The organism is Pseudomonas sp. R25(2017) (genome assembly GCF_002112565.1).
Taxonomy (GTDB): Bacteria; Pseudomonadota; Gammaproteobacteria; order Pseudomonadales; family Pseudomonadaceae; genus Aquipseudomonas; species Aquipseudomonas ekonensis.
This window is the reverse complement of the sequence record NZ_NEHZ01000016.1, coordinates 124083-144081: the sequence shown is the minus strand read 5'-3', so window position 1 is coordinate 144081 and position 19999 is coordinate 124083. Positions and strand designations below refer to the sequence as shown.

At 63.8% G+C, this 19999-nt stretch carries 17 protein-coding genes; 11 read left to right on the top strand and 6 right to left on the bottom strand.

The genetic code is table 11. From position 1 onward, the window contains the following. The first annotated feature begins 60 nt into the window (after positions 1-60). On the top strand, positions 61-312 hold the full coding sequence (gene tusA, locus CAG31_RS20620; protein WP_085584583.1) for a sulfurtransferase TusA: 252 nt from the start codon (positions 61-63) through the stop codon (positions 310-312). Positions 313-449: 137 nt separating this feature from the next. Here tusA and CAG31_RS20615 read toward each other — a convergent pair whose 3' ends face one another. Next, positions 450-1859 carry an MATE family efflux transporter gene (locus CAG31_RS20615; RefSeq protein ID WP_085584581.1) on the bottom strand — a complete coding sequence of 470 codons (1410 nt, stop codon included), beginning with the start codon at positions 1857-1859 and terminating at the stop codon, positions 450-452. A 188-nt stretch (positions 1860-2047) separates the two neighbouring features. On the opposite strand from CAG31_RS20615, the gene pdxB reads away from it, so the two are divergent. Beyond that, positions 2048-3190: a 4-phosphoerythronate dehydrogenase PdxB gene (pdxB, locus tag CAG31_RS20610; protein WP_085584579.1), complete on the top strand. Its 1143-nt coding sequence runs from the start codon at positions 2048-2050 to the stop codon at positions 3188-3190. 173 nt (positions 3191-3363) lie between these two features. On the opposite strand, the gene CAG31_RS20605 is transcribed toward pdxB, so the two are convergent. Next, a complete protein-coding gene (locus tag CAG31_RS20605; RefSeq protein WP_085584577.1) occupies positions 3364-3543 on the bottom strand; it encodes a PA1571 family protein in 180 nt (59 codons plus the stop codon). 259 nt (positions 3544-3802) lie between these two features. On the opposite strand from CAG31_RS20605, the gene CAG31_RS20600 reads away from it, so the two are divergent. Beyond that, entirely contained in the window at positions 3803-5596 is a 1794-nt protein-coding gene (locus CAG31_RS20600) for an ABC transporter transmembrane domain-containing protein (RefSeq protein ID WP_176243875.1), read from the top strand. 80 nt (positions 5597-5676) lie between these two features. Here the strand turns inward: CAG31_RS20600 and CAG31_RS20595 are convergent, their stop codons facing one another. Beyond that, positions 5677-7605 (bottom strand): transglycosylase SLT domain-containing protein, encoded by a 1929-nt coding sequence (locus CAG31_RS20595; protein WP_085584575.1) that lies wholly within the window; start codon positions 7603-7605, stop codon positions 5677-5679. A 215-nt stretch (positions 7606-7820) separates the two neighbouring features. Between CAG31_RS20595 and CAG31_RS20590 the strand changes: the two genes are divergently transcribed. Then, a complete protein-coding gene (locus CAG31_RS20590; protein ID WP_085584644.1) occupies positions 7821-9743 on the top strand; it encodes an ATP-binding cassette domain-containing protein in 1923 nt (640 codons plus the stop codon). An 80-nt stretch (positions 9744-9823) separates the two neighbouring features. Here CAG31_RS20590 and CAG31_RS20585 read toward each other — a convergent pair whose 3' ends face one another. Then, entirely contained in the window at positions 9824-10261 is a 438-nt protein-coding gene (locus tag CAG31_RS20585; RefSeq protein ID WP_085584573.1) for a universal stress protein, read from the bottom strand. Positions 10262-10363: 102 nt separating this feature from the next. On the opposite strand from CAG31_RS20585, the gene CAG31_RS20580 reads away from it, so the two are divergent. The 7 genes from CAG31_RS20580 (at position 10364) to CAG31_RS20545 (ending at position 18795) form a co-directional block, all read left to right on the top strand. Continuing rightward, the gene (locus CAG31_RS20580) at positions 10364-10801 is read left to right on the top strand and encodes a hypothetical protein (protein WP_085584571.1); all 438 of its coding nucleotides are present in this window, start codon (positions 10364-10366) and stop codon (positions 10799-10801) included. A gap of 537 nt (positions 10802-11338) precedes the next feature. Then, on the top strand, positions 11339-13486 hold the full coding sequence (gene fadB / locus CAG31_RS20570; protein ID WP_085584569.1) for a fatty acid oxidation complex subunit alpha FadB: 2148 nt from the start codon (positions 11339-11341) through the stop codon (positions 13484-13486). Positions 13487-13516: 30 nt separating this feature from the next. Next, positions 13517-14692: an acetyl-CoA C-acyltransferase FadA gene (fadA, locus tag CAG31_RS20565; protein ID WP_085584567.1), complete on the top strand. Its 1176-nt coding sequence runs from the start codon at positions 13517-13519 to the stop codon at positions 14690-14692. Positions 14693-14788: 96 nt separating this feature from the next. Continuing rightward, on the top strand, positions 14789-15025 hold the full coding sequence (locus CAG31_RS20560; protein WP_085584565.1) for a DUF1653 domain-containing protein: 237 nt from the start codon (positions 14789-14791) through the stop codon (positions 15023-15025). Between the two features lie 114 nt (positions 15026-15139). After that, positions 15140-17770, top strand: a complete 2631-nt coding sequence (gene topA / locus CAG31_RS20555) for a type I DNA topoisomerase (protein WP_085584563.1) — start codon at positions 15140-15142, stop codon at positions 17768-17770. Between the two features lie 160 nt (positions 17771-17930). Next, positions 17931-18455, top strand: coding sequence for a DUF6586 family protein (locus tag CAG31_RS20550; protein WP_085584561.1), 525 nt, complete (start codon positions 17931-17933; stop codon positions 18453-18455). A 106-nt stretch (positions 18456-18561) separates the two neighbouring features. Beyond that, entirely contained in the window at positions 18562-18795 is a 234-nt protein-coding gene (locus tag CAG31_RS20545) for a hypothetical protein (RefSeq protein ID WP_003226592.1), read from the top strand. A gap of 67 nt (positions 18796-18862) precedes the next feature. Here the strand turns inward: CAG31_RS20545 and sulA are convergent, their stop codons facing one another. Both sulA and lexA read right to left on the bottom strand, forming a co-directional pair. Further along, complete coding sequence (gene sulA / locus CAG31_RS20540; RefSeq protein ID WP_085584559.1) at positions 18863-19336, bottom strand: SOS-induced cell division inhibitor SulA; 474 nt, start codon at positions 19334-19336, stop codon at positions 18863-18865. Positions 19337-19346: 10 nt separating this feature from the next. Beyond that, a complete protein-coding gene (gene lexA / locus CAG31_RS20535) occupies positions 19347-19955 on the bottom strand; it encodes a transcriptional repressor LexA (protein WP_085584557.1) in 609 nt (202 codons plus the stop codon). Positions 19956-19999: the final 44 nt, after the last annotated feature.

Here is a 19999-nt window from a genome sequence, read left to right as displayed (position 1 = left end):
CGCTCGCTCGCCACGCGCCCGGCAATGCGCGACAATGCCGGCCTGCTTCAGGAGTGAACCATGAGTGAAATGATCGATACCCCGGTGGACGGCACCCTCGACGCCACCGGCCTCAATTGCCCGGAACCGGTGATGATGCTGCACCAGCACATCCGCGACCTGGTGCCCGGCGGCCTGCTCAAGGTGATCGCCACGGATCCCTCGACCCGCCGCGACATCCCCAAGTTCTGCACGTTCCTCGACCACGAACTGGTGGCCCAGCACGAAGAGGCCGGCACCTACCTGTACTGGATCCGCAAGAAGCAAGGCTGAACCCGGTAGGGGCTCAAAACCCACTGTGGGAGCCAGCCTGCTGGCGATGAGGCAGTCGGTTCAACATCAAGTTGACTGACTTGCCGCCATCGCCGGCAGGCGGGCTCCCACAGTTTTTTGTTTCGGCTGAACGGGCCTCAGCCCGCCGGATGGCCGGTGCGAATGCGCTTGCGGGCGCTGCGGATCAGCCGCACCGACAGCATCAGCGCCGCGCAGCTCAGGCCGACGATCAGGCCCTGCCACAGGCCGCTCGGGCCACGGGGCTCGCCGAGCCAGTCGGTCAGGCCCAGGGCGTAACCCACCGGCAGGCCGATGCCCCAGTAGGCGAACAGGGTCAGGATCATCGTCACCCGGGTGTCCTGGTAGCCGCGCAGCGCCCCGGCGGCGGTGACCTGGATCGCGTCGGAGAACTGGAACAGCGCCGAATACACGATCAGCATCGCCGCGATGTGGATCACCGTCGGGTCGGCGGTGTAGATCGCCGCGATCGGCTCGCGCAGCAACAGCATCATGCTCGCCGAGAGGCACGCGTAGGCCAGCGCGCTGCCCATGCCGACCCCGGCGGCGAAGCGCGCCTCACGCGGCTCCCCGCGCCCCAGGGCCTGACCGACCCGCACGGTCACGGCCATCCCCAGCGAATACGGGATCATGAACACCAGCGAGCTGACGTTGAGCGCGATCTGGTGCCCGGCCACCACCGTGGCACCCAGGCTGCCGATCAGCAGGGCGATCACGGCGAAGATGCTCGACTCGGCGAACACGGCGATGCCGATCGGCAGGCCGATGGCCAGCAGGCGCTTGATTACGGCCCATTGCGGCCAGTCGAAACGGCTGAACAGTTCGCTGGATTTGTAGGCGGGCGCCCAGCGCTCGTAACCGGCCAGGCCCAGCGCCATCACCCACATCACGATCGCCGTGGCCCAACCGCAGCCGACGCCGCCCATGGCCGGCATGCCGAAATGGCCGTAGATGAACACGTAGTTCAGCGGAATGTTCAGCGCCAGGCCGCACAGGCCCAGCACCATCGCCGGGCGGGTGCGGCCCAGGCCGTCGCTGAAGCAGCGCAGCACATGGTAGAGCGCCACCGCCGGCAGGCCGCTGGCGATGCCGTGCAGGTATTGCATGCAGGGGCCGATCAGCTCCGGATCGACCTTCATCAGGTGCAGGATCGGCTCGGCGCAGACCAGCATCGCGGTCGCCATCAGCCCCACCGCCAGCGCCAGCCACAGCGCCTGGCGCACCAGCGGACCGATTTCGCCGTGGGTGCCGGCGCCGAAGCGCTGGGCGACTTTCGGGGTGGTCGCCAGCAAGGTGCCGGTCATCAGCAGGAACACCGGCACCCAGATCGAGTTGCCCAGGGCCACGGCCGCCAGGTCCCGGGGCCCGACGCGGCCGGCCATCACCGCATCGACGAAGCCCATGGCGGTGGTCGCCAGTTGCGCGATGATGATCGGCAGGGCCAGGCCGAGCAGGCTCTTGAGCTCCAGACGGATCCGGGCGGGGCGGTCGGGGGAAACGGCGGCGGGGCGTTGGGTCACGGAGTTCACAGGCAAAGCGTCCAAGGGTTGATGCGCAGGGCGGCGCATTCTACGCCGCTGACGCATCGGTCAGGAAAAATCCCGTGTTGGGGATTTGTAATCGCGGCATGGGGCGGGAGGGCTCAGGGCGCGCAATGTCCGCTGGCTCATCGCAGTGTCAGCGCCTACACTGCCGATCCGCCCAAGGAGCCCCTGCCATGCTGATTGTCGCCGACGAAAACATCCCGCTGCTCGATGCGTTCTTTGCCGGTTTCGGCGAGATCCGCCGGGTGCCGGGCCGGGCCATCGACCGCGCCACGGTCGAACAGGCCGATGTCCTGCTGGTGCGTTCGGTGACGAACGTCGACCGGGCCCTGCTCGAAGGCAGCCACGTGCGCTTTGTCGGCACGTGCACCATCGGCACCGATCATCTGGATCTCGACTACTTCGCCGAAGCCGGCATCGCCTGGTCCAGCGCCCCCGGCTGCAACGCCCGGGGCGTGGTCGACTACGTGCTCGGCAGCCTGCTGACCCTCGCCGACATCGAAGGCGCGGACCTGAGCCGGCGCACCTATGGCGTGGTGGGCGCCGGCCAAGTCGGCGGGCGTTTGGTCAAGGTGCTCAAAGGCCTGGGCTGGAGCGTGAAGGTCTGCGACCCGCCGCGCCAGGCCGCCGAAGGCGGCGATTACGTGAGCCTTGAGCAGATCATCGAGCAGTGCGACGTGATCAGCCTGCACACCCCGTTGACCCGCACCGGCGACGACGCGACCTGGCACCTGTTCGACCGCGGGCGTCTGCAGCGGCTCAAGCCCGGCGCCTGGCTGATCAACGCAGCCCGCGGCCCGGTGATCGACAACGCCGCACTGCGCGAGGTGCTGCTGGCCCGCGAAGACGTTCAAGCGGTGCTCGACGTCTGGGAGGCCGAGCCCGAGGTGGACTTGGCGCTGGCCGACCTCTGCGTGCTGGCGACGCCGCACATCGCCGGCTACAGCCTCGACGGCAAGCAGCGCGGCACCGCGCAGATCTACCAGGCCTACTGCGACGTCATCGGTCATCCGGCCAGCATCCGTCTCGAAGACTTGCTGCCGGCGCCGTGGCTGGCCCAGATGACCCTGCATGCCGACACCGACCCGGCCTGGGCCTTGGCGGCGCTGTGCCGCGGCGTGTACGACCCGCGCCGGGACGATGCAGACTTCCGGCGCAGCCTGGTGGACGATGTCGGCGCGCAGCGGGCGGCGTTCGATGCGTTGCGCAAGGGGTATCCGGTGCGGCGCGAGATCGAAGGGCTCAAGGTCAGGATCGAGGGGGAGTCCCCGGCCCTGCGGCAGATCGTGGCGGCGTTGGGGGCTGTGGCGGTCTGATGAACCGGGGCGGCTTCATCGCCAGCAGGCTGGCTCCCACCGTGTCGGTCTGCGCCGCAACCGATGTGGGGGCCAGGCCGCTGGCGATGGCGTCAGTGAGTGCGTCGCGGCCCTTGGCCGGCAGGCATAAAAAACCCGGCCATCAGGGCCGGGTCAGGAAGACGGTGGCAACATCACTTTTGTTCGGCAGGCTTGACCAATCGCTGATCCAGTTCGCGGCAGGCCTTCTGGATCATCTCTTCGGTGATCGGCACTTCGCGGCCGTCCTCATCGATGATCGAGCAACCCAGAGCTTGACCGGGCTTGGTGCGGATCACTTGAATCTTGTCGTCGCTGCTGTTTTGCAAGGACATGGCCTGTCTCCTCATCAGGTTGTGTGCCTAGGGTAAAACCGTCAGGTGACCAGGCTGTGACAACTCCCTGCGGTCTGTCCGGGACGGCATCTCCACTCAAACAGAAATGGCGGTGTGTCTCAACCGTGAGATTAGACCAATAGCGTCTAGCCTCTAGTCGTGACGGTCATAATTAACCTGACTCGTTGTGATTCGCACAGTTCCACCCCATTTCAGCGTGTAGGCTGATCCCATTCACCTGCACAAGACGTGAACCCGAATGATCCCGATGCTTTCCCCGCGACACCGCCGGGCCCTGCGCCTGGCCAACCGGTTCCTGGCGCCGTACCGCTGGCAGGCGTTCGGCGCCCTGCTGGCGCTGATCGTCACCGCCGGCATCACCCTGTCGATGGGGCAGGGCATCCGCCTGCTGGTCGATCAAGGGTTCATGACCCAGTCGCCGCACCTGCTCAACCAGTCCATCGGCCTGTTCATGCTGCTGGTGCTCGGGCTGGCCGTGGGCACGTTCGCCCGGTTCTACCTAGTGTCGTGGATCGGCGAGCGCTGCGTGGCCGACATCCGCCGGCAGGTGTTCAACCATCTGGTCTACCTGCACCCGGGCTTCTACGAAAACAACCGCAGCTCGGAGATCCAGTCCCGGCTGACCGCCGACACCACGCTGCTGCAATCGGTGATCGGCTCGTCGCTGTCGCTGTTCCTGCGCAATCTGCTGATGGTGCTGGGCGGGATCGTGCTGTTGTTCATCACCAACCCCAAGCTCACCAGCATCGTGGTGATCGCCTTGCCGCTGGTGATTGCGCCGATCCTGATCTTCGGCCGACGGGTGCGCAACCTGTCGCGCCTGAGCCAGGACCGGATCGCCGACATCGGCAGCTACGTGTCCGAGACCCTGGGCCAGATCAAGACCGTGCAGGCCTACAACCACCAGGTGCAGGACGAACAGCGCTTCGCCGCCACCGTCGAGCAGGCGTTCGACACGGCGCGCAAGCGGATCTTCCAGCGGGCGTGGCTGATCACCCTGGTGATCGTGCTGGTGCTGGGGGCCGTGGCGGTGATGCTGTGGGTGGGCGGCATGGACGTGATCGCCGGGCGCATCTCCGCCGGCGAGCTGGCGGCGTTCGTGTTCTACAGCCTGATCGTCGGCAGCGCCTTCGGCACATTGAGCGAGGTGATCGGTGAGTTGCAGCGGGCGGCCGGTGCCGCCGAACGCATCGCCGAGCTGCTGCGCTCGGAGAACATCATCCAGCCGCCGGTCCACGGCCTGGTGACGTTGCCGGAACGGGTCAAGGGTGAACTGGCCTTGCAGGATGTGCGGTTTTCCTACCCCTCGCGTCCCGACAGCTTCGCCGTCGACGGCTTGAGCCTGACGGTCAGGGCGGGGGAGACCTTGGCGCTAGTGGGGCCGTCAGGCGCCGGCAAGTCCACGGTGTATGACCTGCTGCTGCGTTTCTACGACCCTGACGCTGGCCGGATCCTGATCGATGGCGTGCCGCTCACAAGTCTGGATCCCTTGGACCTGCGCCGCTGCTTCGCGCTGGTGTCGCAGAGCCCGGCGCTGTTCTTCGGCAGCGTCGAGGACAACATCCGCTACGGCTGTCCCGACGCGACACCGGAGCAAGTCAGGGAGGCCGCCCGGATCGCCCACGCCCACGACTTCATCGAGCGGATGCCCGAGGGCTACCGCACGCACCTGGGCGACGGCGGGCTGGGCCTGTCCGGTGGCCAGCGCCAACGGCTGGCCATCGCCCGTGCATTGCTGGTGGATGCGCCGATCCTGCTGCTGGATGAAGCTACCAGCGCCCTCGACGCCCAGAGCGAACACCTGATCCAGCAGGCGCTGCCGAGCCTGATGCGCAACCGCACCACACTGGTGATCGCCCACCGGCTGGCCACAGTGAAAAACGCCGACCGGATCGCCGTGCTGGATCAGGGCAAATTGGTCGCGATCGGCACGCACCAGGAACTGATCGCCGGCAATCCGCTGTATGCGCGGTTGGCGGCGCTGCAGTTCAGCGATGGTGTTCTTGATTCGACTGCCCCGGTAACCGACTGACCCAACGGCTCGGTAGGACGCCATGAAAAATGCCCGCATCGGATGCGGGCATTTTCATTTCACAGGATTGCAGCTTCGGCTCACAGATCGTCGAAGTAGCGCTCGTGCCAATCCACCAACGGTTGTGGAGAATTGAGCTTCTGGCCGTAGATCACCGAATAAGACAGCACGTTCTGCACATACTGACGGGTTTCGTCGAATGGGATGCTTTCGACCCAGACATCGAAGCTCAGGTGGTCGGCACCGCGCAGCCACTGGCGCACGCGGCCGGGGCCGGCGTTGTAGGCGGCGGAGGCGAGCACGCGGTTGCCATTGAACTGGCTGTGCACCTGGCTGAGGTAGGCGGCGCCGAGCTGGATGTTCTTGTCCGGGTCGAGCACCTGCTGCGGCGAAGCCAGCGGGATGCTGAACTTGCGTGCGGTTTCCTTGGCGGTGCCGGGCATCAGTTGCATCAGGCCGCTGGCGCCGACGCTCGAGCGGGCGTCGTCCATGAAGGCGCTTTCCTGGCGGGTGATGGCGAACACCCAGCTCGAATGCAGGCCGCGCACCTTGGCTTCGCGCACCAGCGTGTTGCGGTGGGCCATCGGGAAACGGATGTCCAGGTCGTCCCAGTATTGGGCCTGGCTGATGGTGCGGATCGCCGGGAAGTACCATTTCAGGTCGTAGGCCAGCTTGGCCTGGGCGACCATTTCGTCGCGGCTGAAATGGCGGCTGACGTGATACCACTCGCGCCGTCCGTCGACGATCTGCCCGCGGGCGTGGAATTCCAGTGCCCGGCGCACGCCCGGGGTATTGCGCACCTTGTTGATGGTCGCCTGGCTGAGCACCAGCGGCTTGTTGACTAGCGAGTAGGGCGACTGGGAACGGTCGGCGGCGAGGAAACCGTAGAAGTCCCGCTCGCGGGCCAGGTTCTTGTACAGGGTCTGGGCTTCCGGGTTCTGCGGTTGCGCCAGTTCCAGGCTACGGGCCTGCCAGTAGCGCCAGCGGTTGGTGGTGGCCAGATCCTGCGGCAGGCGGCGGGTCAGCTGGTAGGCGTCGTTCCAGCGGGCCAGGCGCAGCAGCAGGCGCAGGCGCCACTCCGACACGGTGTTGTCGCGCAGTTCCGGATCGTACTGGGTCATCACGTCCAGGGCGCGGCTGTCGAAGCGGCGGGCGAGGGTCAGGCCGATTTCCCGGGCGATCGCGACCTTTTCGTCGCGGGAGAAATGCATGCTGCTGGCGTAGCCGTCGAGCAGGGCCATGGCCTTGTCCGGATCCTGGCGGGCGAGGCGGCGCAGGCCGAGGCTGACCACGTCGGACATCGGCTCATCGGCAGGAATGAAGCGCGAAGGCTGGTTGAGCAATTCGGGCTTCTGCGCCACGTCCACCAGCAGGCGGCCGCGCGGGGCGAGGGTGGTCAGGCCGTTGACCAGGCTGTTGGCCAGCGGGTAATTGCGGTGCTGGGCGGCGAGTTTCGCCCGTTCCCAGCGCTTCTGCTCGGTCAACTGGCCTTCGGCGGCCCACATGCCGAACAGCGCGTCGCAGGCGGCGGGCTGGGACTTGCCGGTCAGCCACAGTTTCTCGGCGTTGGCATAGCCCTCGGCCTTCTTGTTGTGGCTGATCTGGTACTGCGCGTTCAGGCAGTCCAGTTCGGTGAAATTGAGTTTCGGGTCGTAGTACTTGACGAAGGTCGCCCAGTCATCGCGTTCGGCCAGCCAGCGCAACCAGCGCAGCTTCATCCAGTTGGCCTGGGGCAGGTCGCCGTGCTCGGCGAGGAATTTCTCGATCTCGGCATTGCTCGCGGTCTTCAGCCGGGCGGTGAGTTCGTCGTAGGCCAGGTAGGGTTCCAGCGGATAATCGGCCAGGGCCTGGCTGTAGCGGAAGTACGGGCCGGTATCGCCCTTGGCCAAGGCGCGCTTGGCCTCATCGTAGTACTGGCGTTGGGTGGACAGGTCCACCGCCTGGGCGGACTGGGCGGCAGCGGCGGAAAGCAGCAAGCAGGACAAGACACTGAAAAGGCGACTGCGCATGAGACATCCGGGCACATGAAAACAGGACAAGCGCCGGCAAGGACCGGCGCTGAATTGTCTGTAGCTTAGCCTTTTGCCAGCAGGCGGCGAAAGCTTTGCCGGGCTTGAGCCGCAAGATCGCAACAAATGTTATGCAGAGTGCTTCGACGGTGAAATTGCCGGCCTGCTGGAGCCCCGATTCAGGTAGAATGCGCGCCCGGTTTTTGGAGAAGCTCATGACCCTGCTCAAATTCAGCGATGTGTCCCTTGCGTTCGGCGCCATGCCGTTGTTGGACAAGGTGTCCTGGCAGATCGCCCGTGGTGAGCGGGTCTGCATCATCGGCCGCAACGGCACCGGCAAGTCCAGCATGATGAAACTGGTCAAGGGCGACCAGAAGCCTGACGACGGCGCGGTATGGCGTGCACCCGGTCTGAAGATCGGCGAATTGCCGCAGGAATTGCCGGTGGCCGACGAACGGACAGTGTTCGACGTGGTGGCCGAAGGCCTCGACGGCGTCGGCGCGTTACTGGCCGAGTACCACCACCTGAGCCAGAACATCGTCACCGACGCCGATCTGGAAAAGCTTATGCACGTCCAGCACGACCTCGAAGCCCGTGACGGCTGGCGCCTGCAGACCCTGGTCGACAGCACCCTGAGCCGTCTGCAGCTGCCGGCTGACAAGACCCTCGCCGAGCTGTCCGGCGGCTGGCGTCGCCGTGTGCTGCTGGCGCAGGCGCTGGTGTCCGAGCCGGATCTGCTGCTGCTCGACGAACCGACCAACCACCTGGACATCGGCGCGATCGCCTGGCTCGAAGAGGCGCTGAAGGACTTCCAGGGCGCGGTGCTGTTCATCACCCACGACCGTTCCTTCCTGCAGAACCTCGCCACCCGCATCCTTGAGCTGGACCGCGGCGGGCTGATCGACTGGAACGGCGACTACGCCAGCTTCCTCGTCCACAAGGAAGCCGTGCTGGCGGCGGAAGAGACCGCCAACGCCTTGTTCGACAAGCGCCTGGCCCAGGAAGAAGTCTGGATCCGCCAAGGCATCAAGGCCCGCCGCACCCGCAACGAAGGCCGCGTACGTGCCCTGAAGGCCTTGCGGGTGGAGCGCAGCGAGCGCCGCGAACGCACCGGCAAGGCCAACATCCAGCTGGAGACCGCCGAGAAGTCCGGCAAGCAGGTGATGGTGCTGGAGAACGTCAGCTTCGCCCACCCGGGCGGCCCGTTCCTGGTCCGTGACTTCTCGATGGTGCTGCAGCGCGGCGACCGCATCGGCCTGCTGGGCGCCAACGGCACCGGCAAGACCACCTTGCTCAAACTGATGCTCGGCGGCCTGCAACCGAGCAGCGGCACGGTCGAGGAAGGCACCAAGATCGATGTGGCCTATTTCGACCAGTTGCGCCATCAGCTGGATCTGGAAAAGACCGTGATCGACAACGTCGCCGAAGGCCGCGACTTCATCGAGATCGACGGCCAGAGCCGCCATGTGCTGAGCTACCTCGGCGACTTCCTGTTCAGCCCTCAGCGTGCGCGCACTCCGGTCAAGGCCTTGTCCGGCGGCGAACGGGCGCGCCTGCTGCTGGCCAAGCTGTTCAGCAAGCCGGCCAACCTGCTGGTGCTCGACGAACCGACCAACGACCTCGACGTGGAAACCCTTGAACTGCTCGAAGAGGTGCTGCTGACCTTCAGCGGCACCGTGCTGATGGTCAGCCACGACCGGGCGTTCCTCGACAACGTCGTCACCAGCACCCTGGTGTTCGAAGGTGAGGGCAAGGTGCGCGAGTACGTCGGCGGTTACCAGGACTGGATTCGCCAGGGCGGCTCGCCGCGCCTGCTGGGCGTGACCGAGAGCAAGTCGGGCAAGGCCGACCTGAACTCGGCGGTGGTCAAGGCCGAGCCTGCGCCGGTGGCGGCCCCGGTGGCCGAGGCACCGGCCGCGAAGAAGAAACTGAGCTACAAGCTGCAGCGCGAGCTGGAAGCGCTGCCGGGCGACATCGACGCCAAGGAGCAGCAGATCGCCGCCGTGGAGGCCGAAATGGCCGAAGCCGGCTTCTACCAGCGTCCGCCGGCGGAGACAGCTGAAGTGCTGGCGTCGCTGGAGCGCCTGCAGGCGGAGCTGGACGCCCTGGTGGAGCGTTGGGCCGAACTGGAGGCCTGACCGCCCCGCAGACGGAAAAGCCCGGCGTCCAGTGATGGGCGCCGGGCTTTTCGCATCCGGGTTGGACGCTGGAGAGAAACTCAGCGCTTGATCAGGTGCACCGCCAGCACATCGCACGGCGCGCCGTGCAGCACATCGTTGGCGGTCGAACCCAACAGCAGCGCCAGGCCGTGCCGGCCATGGCTGCCGACCACGATCAGGTCGCATTCCTGCTCTTTGGCGAAATGGTGGATTTCCTGGCGCGGCTGGCCGTAGGTCAGGTGGCAGTTGGCGCTTTCCAGCTCGCTGTACTTGTGCTTGAGGCGCTCCAGGCGCTCCTTGGCCTGGTCGAACTGCTGCTGTTGCAGTTGTGACAGATCCATCGGCACGTCACCGCCGAAGGCCATAGCCATCGGCTCGACGATATGCACCAGCGACAGCTTGGCGCCGTTGCTCACCGACAGCTCGCGGGCGCGGTGGATCACGGGGTCGCATTCTTCGGTCAGGTCGACGGCGACCAGGATGTGGTGGTAGGGCATGGTGGCGCCTCCAGAGGATTCGATAGTGTTAAGTATGGCTGGTTTCAAGCGCATTGGTTCCGAACTGAAGCAATGGGCTCATCCAAAAACGGGAGTAGAGATATGACGGTCTGGCTGGTGGTGTCAATCCTGCTGGTGGTGTTGAGTCCGCTGGCATGGTTGCGCCCGTCACGTGTGCAGAGCGGCCGCATCGCCCTGCGCATGGAGGCGCGGCGCCTGGGCCTGGCCATGCAATTGGCGCCCCAGGAATGGCCGCACTGGCTGTCGCAGGAGCCGCCGAGCCCGTGCGCGCAGTACCACCGGCCGCGGCGCGGCAGCCGGCCTGCGTGCTGGGCCTACTGGCAGAAGTCTGCCGGGGTCTGGGTCAATCAGTGGCAGGAGGCCTGCGAAGACCCGGCGCTGCTCGATCATTTCCTGAAGTTGCCGGCCAATGTCTTCAAGGTCGAGGCAGATAAGCAGATGATCGCCCTGTATTGGGGCGAGAAAGGCGAGGCCAGCGTCTTGCAGGACATAGACGCCACGCTGAAAGCGCTGGCGTGATCCAGGGACGTTTCGTGCCGCAACGGTGCGAAACGTCCGGCAGACGCGCAATAAAAAGCCCGACATGATTCATCGGGCGGGGTGGCCAGGCAGGCCGGAAAATCTTCTGGGGCGTAGCGCGATCCTGTTCGTTCGCCTGGATGCGGCTGTTTTCCTGCGTCCTCCCGAGAGCGTAGCCCGTTGTGCGGGGCTCGCCGGGAATTAGGGCGACTTTTCTAATGATTGATCTTATGAATGTACTCACATGCAACCGTGAGCGGTGGCCTGTGTCCTACGGAAATGACCGTAAGGTCGCGTTTGAACCGGTATTTCGGGCGATTGACAATTGTCGGAAATTCCGTGAATGTGGCGTACCCAAATCAAACGGGCGTATGAATTGAGCGTTTGTATTGCAGACTGCTCCTACAGATTCCCGACTATCGCGTTGGCGGGTGTGCCGGGTGGATTGGCGTCAGCATCGACGAAAAAAACGTCCTGCGAGCCGGTTGCCTGCGTCCGACGTGTACTGTTCAGCTTCCATATCGTGGAGATCAGTTGATGATTTACGAAGGTAAAGCCATCACGGTTAAAGCTCTTGAAAGTGGCATCGTCGAATTGAATTTCGACCTCAAGGGTGAGTCCGTCAACAAGTTCAACCGTCTTACCCTGAACGAACTGCGTCAGGCCGTGGACACCATCAAGGCAGATGCTTCGATCAAGGGCGTGATCGTCAGCAGTGGCAAGGACGTCTTCATCGTCGGCGCCGACATCACCGAATTTGTCGACAACTTCAAGCTGCCGGATGCCGAGCTGGTTGCTGGCAATCTCGAAGCCAACAAGATCTTCAGCGATTTCGAAGACCTCAACGTGCCGACCGTGGCCGCGATCAACGGCATCGCCTTGGGAGGCGGTCTGGAAATGTGCCTGGCGGCCGATTACCGCGTCATGTCCACCAAGGCCAAGATCGGTCTGCCGGAAGTCAAGCTGGGCATCTACCCGGGCTTCGGCGGCACCGTGCGCCTGCCGCGCCTGATCGGTGCCGACAACGCCATCGAGTGGATCGCCGCCGGCAAGGAAAACCGTCCTGAAGACGCGCTGAAGGTCGGCGCCGTCGACGCGGTGGTCGCTCCCGAGAAGCTGCACGACGCCGCTGTGCAACTGATCAAGCGCGCCATCTCCGGCGAGTTCGACTTCAAGGCCAAGCGTCAGCCGAAGCTGGACAAGCTCAAGCTCAACGCCATCGAGCAGATGATGGCTTTCGAAACCGCCAAGGGTTTCGTGGCCGGTCAGGCCGGTCCGAACTACCCGGCCCCGGTCGAAGCGATCAAGACCATCCAGAAAGCCGCGAACTTCGGTCGCGACAAGGCCCTGGAAGTCGAAGCCGCCGGCTTCGTCAAACTGGCCAAGACCTCCGCTGCGCAGAGCCTGATCGGCCTGTTCCTGAACGATCAGGAACTGAAGAAAAAGGCCAAGGCCTACGATGAGATCGCCCAGGACGTGAAGCAGGCCGCCGTATTGGGCGCCGGCATCATGGGTGGCGGCATCGCCTATCAGTCGGCCTCCAAAGGCACGCCGATCCTGATGAAGGACATCAACGAGCACGGCATCGAGCAAGGCCTGGCCGAAGCGGCCAAGCTGCTGGTGAGCCGCGTCGACAAGGGTCGCATGACCGCAGCGAAGATGGCTGAAGTGCTCAACGGCATCCGTCCTACGCTGTCCTACGGCGATTTCGGCCACGTCGATCTGGTGGTCGAAGCGGTCGTCGAGAACCCGAAAGTCAAGCAAGCCGTGCTGGCCGAAGTGGAAGACCAGGTCAAGGAGGACACCATCCTGGCGTCCAATACCTCGACCATTTCCATCAGCCTGCTGGCCAAGGCCCTCAAGCGTCCGGAAAACTTCGTCGGCATGCACTTCTTCAACCCGGTGCACATGATGCCGCTGGTGGAAGTGATCCGTGGCGAGAAGTCCAGCGAGCTGGCCGTCGCCACCACCGTTGCCTACGCCAAGAAAATGGGCAAGAACCCGATCGTCGTCAACGACTGCCCGGGCTTCCTGGTCAACCGCGTGCTGTTCCCGTACTTCGGCGGTTTCGCCAAGCTGGTCAGCGCCGGTGTGGACTTCGTGCGCATCGACAAGGTCATGGAAAAGTTCGGCTGGCCGATGGGCCCGGCCTACCTGATGGACGTGGTCGGCATCGACACCGGCCACCACGGCCGTGACGTGATGGCTGACGGCTTCCCTGACCGCATGAAGGACGACCGTCGTTCGGCTGTGGACGTGCTGTACGAAGCCAAGCGCCTGGGCCAGAAGAACGGCAAGGGCTTCTACGCCTACGAGGCCGACAAGAAAGGCAAGCAGAAGAAGGTCGCCGACCCGTCGGTGCTCGAAGTGCTCAAGCCGATCGTCTACGAGCAGCGCGAAGTCACCGACGAAGACATCATCAACTGGATGATGATCCCGCTGTGCCTGGAAACCGTTCGTTGCCTGGAAGACGGCATCGTCGAAACCGCCGCCGAAGCCGATATGGGCCTGGTCTACGGCATCGGTTTCCCTCCATTCCGTGGCGGTGCGCTGCGCTACATCGATTCGATCGGTGTTGCCGAGTTCGTTGCCCTGGCCGACCAGTACGCTGACTTGGGCGCGCTGTACCACCCGACCGCGAAGCTGCGCGAAATGGCCAAGAACGGCCAGAGCTTCTTCGGTTAAGCGCCCCCAAACTAGAGTGAGAGTGAACGTATGAGCTTGAATCCTAGAGACGTCGTGATCGTCGACTTCGGTCGTACTCCGATGGGCCGCTCCAAGGGCGGCATGCACCGCAACACCCGCGCCGAAGACATGTCGGCGCACCTGATCAGCAAACTGCTGGAACGCAACACCAAGGTCGACCCGGCGGAAGTCGAGGACGTGATCTGGGGCTGCGTGAACCAGACCCTGGAGCAAGGCTGGAACATCGCGCGCATGGCGTCGCTGATGACCCAGATCCCGCACACCTCGGCCGGCCAGACCGTCAGCCGCCTGTGCGGTTCGTCGATGAGCGCCCTGCACACCGCAGCGCAAGCGATCATGACCGGCAACGGTGACGTGTTCGTGGTGGGCGGCGTCGAGCATATGGGTCACGTGAGCATGATGCACGGCGTCGATCCGAACCCGCATATGTCGCTGTACGCGGCCAAGGCGTCGGGCATGATGGGCCTGACGGCCGAAATGCTCGGCAAGATGCACGGCATCACCCGTGAACAGCAGGACGCCTTCGGCCTGCGCTCCCACCAGCTCGCCCACAAGGCGACCGTTGAGGGCAAGTTCAAGGATGAGATCATCCCGATGCAGGGCTACGACGAGAACGGTTTCCTGAAAACCTTCGACTACGACGAAACCATTCGTCCGGAAACCACCCTGGAAAGCCTGGCGACCCTGAAGCCGGCCTTCAACCCGAAGGGCGGCACCGTGACGGCGGGCACTTCGTCGCAGATCACCGACGGTGCCTCGTGCATGATCGTGATGTCGGCGCAGCGCGCACAGGACCTGGGCATCCAGCCGATGGCGGTGATCCGTTCGATGGCGGTGGCGGGCGTGGACCCGGCGATCATGGGCTACGGCCCGGTGCCGGCCACGCAGAAAGCCCTGAAGCGTGCGGGCCTGGGCATCAATGACATCGACTTCTTCGAGCTCAACGAAGCGTTCGCGGCACAGGCCCTGCCAGTGCTCAAAGACCTGAAAGTGCTCGACAAGATGAACGAGAAGGTTAACCTGCACGGCGGCGCGATCGCCCTGGGTCACCCGTTCGGTTGCTCCGGTGCACGGATTTCCGGCACCTTGCTCAACGTGATGAAGCAGAATGGCGGCACCTTCGGGGTGGCCACCATGTGCATTGGTCTTGGCCAAGGCATCTCCACCGTCTTCGAACGCGTTTAAGCGACTTGTCGACGGAAGCCGGGGCCCAGTGCCCCGGTTTTTGTTTTTGCGGTTTTTTTGTTTTTATTTTGAAAAGATTTGAGTGAGGGCCGAAGCATGCCGATACAACCTGGGCTGTACCAGCATTACAAAGGTCCGCAGTACCGCGTATTCAGTGTCGCGCGGCATTCCGAGACCGAAGAGGAAGTGGTCTTTTACCAAGCCCTGTATGGCGATTACGGCTTCTGGGTACGTCCCTTGAGCATGTTTCTGGAGTCCGTCGAGGTTGACGGCGAGCAGGTGCCACGCTTTGCTTTGGTGCAGGCCGAACCGAGCATTTTTACCGGGCCGTGAGGCGAGTGCGCGCAGAACCCTGCGCTTGACCTCACCTTGTAGCCACTATATATAGCGGTGCCGCGTCAGGCGCCAACCGCCTTTCACTTCTAGAATTCAGGAATTTTCCGATCCATGGGCAAATCGCTGGTCATTGTGGAATCCCCGGCTAAGGCCAAGACCATCAACAAGTATCTGGGCAACCAATACGTGGTGAAGTCGAGTATCGGCCATATCCGAGACCTGCCCACCAGCGGTTCGGCTAGCGCCACCAAGGAGCCTGCCGCCAAGCGCGGCAAGGCCGCCGCCGGCGAGGCCCCCGCGCTGTCGCCGAAGGAAAAGGCGCGCAAGCAGCTGGTTTCGCGCATGGGTGTGGATCCCGACCACGGCTGGAAAGCCAAGTACGAGATCCTTCCGGGCAAGGAAAAGGTCATCGAAGAGCTGCGCCGCCTCGCCAAGGACGCCGACACCATCTATCTGGCGACGGACTTGGACCGCGAAGGGGAAGCCATTGCCTGGCACCTGCGCGAAGCCATCGGCGGTGACGACAGCCGCTACAAGCGCGTGGTGTTCAACGAAATCACCAAGAAGGCGATCCAGGACGCCTTCTCGGAGCCGGGCGAGCTCGACATCGACCGCGTCAATGCCCAGCAGGCCCGCCGTTTCCTCGACCGCGTCGTCGGCTACATGGTTTCGCCGCTGCTGTGGGCCAAGATCGCCCGTGGCCTGTCCGCCGGCCGCGTGCAGTCGGTGGCGGTGAAGCTGGTGGTCGAGCGCGAGCGTGAGATCCGTGCCTTCAACCCGGAAGAGTACTGGGAGGTGCACGCTGACCTCGGCACCGCCAAGGGCTCCACCGTGCGCTTCGAAGTGGCCCGCGAAAAGGGTGAAGCCTTCAAGCCGCTGAACGAGGCCCAGACCCTAGCCGCGCTGGAGAAGCTCAAGGCGTCCAGCTACAGCATCGTCAAGCGCGAAGACAAGCCGACCAGCAGCAAGCCGTCGGCGCCGTTCATCACCTCCACCCTGCAGCAGGCCGCGAGCAACCGCCTGGGCTTCGGCGTGAAGAAGACCATGATGATGGCTCAGCGCTTGTATGAGGCCGGCTACATCACCTATATGCGTACCGACTCCACCAACCTGTCGGCCGATGCCGTGGCGATGGCGCGCACCTACATCGAAAGCGAGTTCGGCAAGAAGTACCTGCCGGAGTCGCCGAACGTCTACAGCAGCAAGGAAGGCGCCCAGGAGGCTCACGAAGCGATCCGTCCGTCCGATGCCAACACCGTACCGAGCAAGCTGTCGGGCATGGAGCGCGACGCCGAGCGCCTCTACGAGCTGATCTGGCGCCAGTTCCTGGCCTGCCAGATGCTTCCGGCGCAGTACCTGTCGACCACCGTCAGCGTGGCGGCCGGCGACTTCGAGCTGCGCGCCAAGGGCCGCATCCTCAAGTTCGACGGCTACACCCGGGTCCTGCCGCAGATCGCCAAGCCCGGCGATGACGACGTGCTGCCGGACATGGCTCAAGGCGACGCGATGAAGCTGATCAAGCTCGATCCGTCCCAGCACTTCACCAAGCCGCCGGCCCGCTATTCGGAAGCCAGCCTGGTCAAGGAAATGGAAAAGCGCGGCATCGGCCGTCCGTCGACTTATGCGGCGATCATTTCGACCATTCAGGATCGCGGTTACGTGACCCTGCATAACCGTCGTTTCTATTCGGAAAAGATGGGCGACATCGTCACCGAACGTCTCTCGGAGAGCTTCTCGAACCTCATGGACTACGGTTTCACCGCCGGCATGGAAGAGAACCTCGACGACGTGGCCGAAGGTGAGCGCGACTGGAAGAACGTGCTGGACGAGTTCTACGGCGACTTCAAGAAGAAGCTTGAGGTGGCAGAGAACCCGGACAGCGGCATGCGCGCCAACCAGCCCGTGATGACCGACATTCCGTGCCAGACCTGCGGCCGTCCGATGCAGATCCGTACTGCGTCCACGGGTGTGTTCCTCGGCTGCTCGGGCTACAGCCTGCCGCCGAAGGAACGCTGCAAGGCCACCGTCAACCTGGTGCCGGGCGACGAAATCGCGGCGGACGACGAGGGCGAATCGGAGTCCCTGGTGCTGCGCGGCAAGCATCGCTGCCCGATCTGCAGCACGGCGATGGACGCCTACCTGCTCGACGAGAAGCGCAAGCTGCACATCTGCGGCAACAACCCGGATTGCGCCGGCTACGAGATCGAAGAGGGCAGCTATCGTATCAAGGGTTATGAAGGCCCGAGCCTGGAATGCGACAAGTGCGGCAGCGAGATGCAGCTCAAGACCGGTCGTTTCGGCAAGTTCTTCGGTTGCACCAATGCGACCTGCAAGAACACCCGCAAGCTGCTCAAGAGCGGTGACGCGGCGCCGCCGAAGATGGACCCGGTGAAGATGCCTGAGCTCAAGTGCGAAAAGGTCGATGATACCTACATCCTGCGCGACGGTGCTTCCGGTCTGTTCCTGGCCGCCAGCCAGTTCCCGAAGAACCGCGAGACGCGCGCGCCGCTGGTGCTTGAGATCCTGCCGCACAAGGACGAGATCGATCCGAAGTACCACTTCCTGTGCGAAGCGCCGCAGAAAGACCCTGACGGCCTGCCGACGGTGATCCGTTACAGCCGCAAGACCAAGGAGCAGTACGTGCAGTCCGAAGTGGACAGCAAGCCGACCGGCTGGAAGGCGTACTACGACGGCGGCAAGTGGACGGTCGAAGACAAGCGCCCGGCGAAAGCCAAGGCTTGATCGGGCAATAGCCCGGCATTGTCGGCGATCTGAACGCAAAGGCCGGATGGAACCCAAGGTTTCATCCGGCCTTTCTGTTTTGTGCTTGCGGACGCATCGGATGATCCATGACACTGTCCGACCTGTGTGACGCAATCATTTCGATGTGGGGACTGCCGGCATGGCACATGAGCTCTATACCCGTACCAACCAGAAAATCTATTTTGCCGGTTTGTCGCTGGAGGCCTTGGCCAGGGCCGAAGAAGGGCGGGCCATGAACGCGTTGGCGTTGATCCAGGCCGGGCGCGAGTCGGCGCTGTTTCACCTGTACGGTGCGTTGCTGGGGCTCTGCCATGAGATCGCCGGTTTCTACCGGCTGCCGCAGGCAGGTGCGTCACGGGCGGAAGCGTTGCTGAACCGCGATGTGCTGGAGTCGATCGCGATTCCGGAACTGGCCGAGATGATCGAGCTGGCGGGCAATCCGGAGACCTGGCTGGCGAAGCTGCTGGCTGCGCATTCGGCCATGTTCCAGCCGCCTCGGGTGCCGCACAAGCCCAAGGGGGATGTGACGCAGCCGTTGATTCAGGCGGTTAACCTGGATGAGGAAGAGGCGCCTGCAGAGCTGGGCCGGGAAGAGTTGGAAGCCTGGCGGCAGAATCTCAAGGAATTGGCGATTCGCTTCCGCGAAGGACTGAACGAGTGCTGACGGGCTGCGGGGCACGGGTGGCAGCCAACATGCTGCTGGTCAAGATCCCGAGCGAAGCCTTGACGATCTCTATATAATCGCTGCCTTTCGTGGAGAACAGACCCATATGCCAACGTCCTTTCTAGAGATTGTCGAGTTACCAGACGGCCGAATCGAACTGCGCAGGGCCGAAGATGAAGGCTCCCTGGTGACTCTGGATTTCTCCGAGGATGCCAAGGCGTTCCTTCAGGGTCAGCACGTGGAAATCGCCAAGGCGATGCTCAGCGTCGGTGTCCAGATGGCAGGTCGCATGGTCGAAGGCGAGTTCGACAAAGAGGAAGGGCCACGGGTTCTGCATTGATCCCGTCGGTCGGGCTTCTCTGTCCCTGGAGAGGCCCGGAGCTTGAAACAGAGCGTTCCTCGCTCAGTCAACCCAATCGAATGTTCAGGCTTTGAGCGTCCCCGGCACGGGCGGCGCCGATAAGCTGTTGTCGTGAGCCAGGGCTGAGAGGGTTGAGCCAGGTGACCACGGTGTGGCTGCGCCCCAGGCGCAATGCCTCACAGGCCAGTTGCTGAGCGCTTTGGGCGCCGCGTGGTTGCAGCAGCAGGATCCGTTCGCGGTTCAGGCCGGCATCCCGCAGCCAGGCCTGGGTCAGGCTTGCGGGTGGCGCGATCAAGGTCAGCCAGCGGGCGTCCTGCTCTTCGCTCAGGTCACGAAGAATGGGGGCCAGCAGGTTCAGGCAGTTCCCGGCAGCGCCTCGCAGTGACAGTTCGCTGAAGACTTCGGGGGCGGCATTCCAGGGACGCTCGACGATGTCCTTCAGGACTGGCGCCATCGGTTGCGCCAAAAAAGCTTCGAACAATGGCAGTTGGGTTTGCTGAGGTGTGTGAGGGAACTGCATACAGCCTCCTTTAGCGGCGGATCACGCCGACACTCAAACCTTCGATGACCAGTTCCTGGTCCTGGAGGTTGACTTCGATAGGGGCGAACTCAGGGTTTTCGGCGATCAGCCAGACCTTGCTGCCGTCGCGCTTGAAACGCTTGACGGTCACTTCGTCACCGATCCGGGCCACGACGATCTGGCCGTTGCGGGCCTCCCGGGTGGTGTGAACCGCCAGCAGGTCACCGTCGAAAATGCCGATGTCCTTCATGCTCATGCCGTGCACGCGCAGCAGATAGTCGGCGCGCGGATGGAAGAAGGCAGGATTGATGTTGCAGGACTCTTCGATATGTTGCTGGGCCAGGATGGGGGCGCCGGCAGCCACGCGGCCGATGATCGGCAGTGTGGATTCGTCGACCTTGGCTTCGAAATCGGGAATGCGGATGCCGCGGGAAGCGCCGGGCGTCATCTCGATCGCGCCCTTGCGGGCCAGGGCCTTGAGGTGTTCCTCGGCGGCGTTGGGGGACTTGAAGCCCAGTTCCTGAGCGATTTCCGCGCGGGTCGGCGGGTAGCCGTTGTCTTCGAGGCAGCGTTTGATAAAGGCCAGAATCTCGGCTTGGCGTGGCGTCAGCTTAAGCATATTGATCGCTCTGTCTTTTTATACAGTGACTGGGATTATATACA